Raw genomic sequence first — 1,489 nt, 5'->3', positions numbered from 1 at the left:
GCCGCCGTTCCGACTGTCCCGGGCCGGAGAACGGCCCAGTAGACCCAACCGACCTACCACCCAGGAGATGCAGCGGAAGTGAAGAGCGCCGTCGAGAAACTCAACCCCACCCAGGTCAAGATCGTGGTGGACGTCCCGTTCGCGGAACTCAAGCCGTTCATCGACGAGACCTACAAGTCTCTCGCGAACCAGATCCAGGTCCCCGGCTTCCGGCGGGGCAAGGTCCCGTCGCGGCTGATCGACCAGCGCGTCGGCTTCGACTTCGTCGTCGAGAACGCGCTGAACGAAGGCCTCAACACCTTCTTCCAGCAGGCCCTGGCGGAGAACGAGATCACCCCGCTGACCCAGCCCCAGGTCGAGGTCGTCGCCAAGCCGGACTCGACCGACCGTGAGGCCGACACCAAGGTCCAGATCGACGTCGCCGTGCGCCCCGAGATCGAGCTGCCCGACTACAAGGGCCTCGAGGTCCAGGTCGACGCCCGTGAGGCCTCCGCCGAGGACGAGCAGAAGGCCCTCGACGAGCTGCGGGGCCGCTTCGGCACCCTCAAGACCGTGGACCGGCCCGCCGCCGACGGCGATTTCGTGACCCTCGACCTTCAGGCCCTCATCGACGGCGAGGAGGTCGACGCCGCCAACGACCTGTCCTACCAGGTCGGCGCCGGGACCATGCTCGAGGGCATGGACGAGGCCATCGCCGGCCTGTCCGCCGGCGAGGACGCCACGTTCGAGACCACGCTGGCCGGCGGCGAGCACAGCGGCGAGGAGGCGACCGTCAAGGTGCACGTCACCGCCGTCAAGGAGCGTGAGCTCCCCGAGGCCGACGACGAGTTCGCGCAGCTGGCCTCCGAGTTCGACACCATCGACGAGCTCAAGGAGGACCTGCGGAAGCAGGCCGCCGAGGGCGTCGTCGTGGAGCAGGGCGTCGAGGCGCGCGACAAGGTGCTCGAGAAGCTGGTCGGCATGGTCGAGGTCCCCGTGCCCGAGGCCGTGATCGAGCAGCAGGTCGCCCAGCACTTCGAGAACCCGCAGGCCGAGGCCGACCACGACTCCGAGGAGCACCGGGACGAGGTCCGGAAGAACGCCGAGGACGCCTTCCGCAACGAGATCGTGCTCGACGCGGTGGCCGAGGCCGAGGAGATCGGCGTCGAGCAGTCCGAGCTGATCGACTACATCATCAACATGTCCCAGCAGTACGGCATGGACCCCAACCAGTTCGCCCAGCTCCTGGACTCCTCCGGCCAGGCCGGGCTCATGGTCGGCGAGGTGCGCCGTCGCAAGGCCCTGGCCAAGGTGCTCGAGTACGCGACGGTCACCGACACCGCGGGCAACGCGGTGGACCTCTCCGAGTTCGTCCGCCCGCAGGAGGAGCAGCAGGCCGAGCAGGTCGCCGAGGGGGGCGTCGAGGAGGGCGCCGAGCCCGCCGCGGAGGAGACCACGGCGGCCCCGACCCCCGGCACCGCCGAGGAGACGGAGGAGGCCGCGAAGGCCC

1 protein-coding gene is annotated in these 1,489 nt (G+C 69.5%); it reads left to right on the top strand.

All coding sequences use genetic code 11. The annotated features are described in order from the left end of the window. Positions 1 to 78 precede the first annotated feature (78 nt). Positions 79 to 1,489, top strand: a 1,411-nt coding sequence (tig, locus tag ACH9EU_RS11580) for a trigger factor (protein ID WP_396414083.1), incomplete at its 3' end; no start/stop codon positions are given.

It is taken from the genome of Kocuria rhizosphaerae, assembly GCF_044462265.1.
GTDB lineage: Bacteria > Actinomycetota > Actinomycetes > Actinomycetales > Micrococcaceae > Kocuria > Kocuria rhizosphaerae.
This window is presented reverse-complemented; position numbering and strand designations above follow the sequence as displayed.